Consider the following 255-nt stretch of genomic DNA (forward strand, 5'->3'; position numbering starts at 1 on the left):
GGAACACCATGAGGCGTGTGATCGTCCGGCGATCGTCAGTTCACGGCAAGGGCGTATTCGCAATGAAACCGCTCGCGGCGGGCGAGCGCGTGCTCCAATACAAGGGGGAAATTGTGTCGTGGTGCAATGCCGTGCGCCGTCACCAGCGTGACGGCGTCGCCGGACACACCTTCCTTTTTGGTCTGGCGGACGGGACTGTGATTGACGGGAGTCGCGGAGGCAGTAGCGCGCGATGGCTGAATCACGCATGCGCGC

At 63.1% G+C, this 255-nt stretch carries 1 protein-coding gene; it reads left to right on the forward strand.

The window, feature by feature from the left end; all coding sequences use genetic code 11:
* Nucleotides 1-8 precede the first annotated feature (8 nt).
* A partial coding sequence (locus SB822_RS58890; RefSeq protein WP_410859349.1) for an SET domain-containing protein occupies nt 9-255 on the forward strand: 247 nt, incomplete at its 3' end.

Source organism: Paraburkholderia sp. SIMBA_054, assembly GCF_046534875.1.
Taxonomy (GTDB): domain Bacteria; phylum Pseudomonadota; class Gammaproteobacteria; order Burkholderiales; family Burkholderiaceae; genus Paraburkholderia; species Paraburkholderia hospita.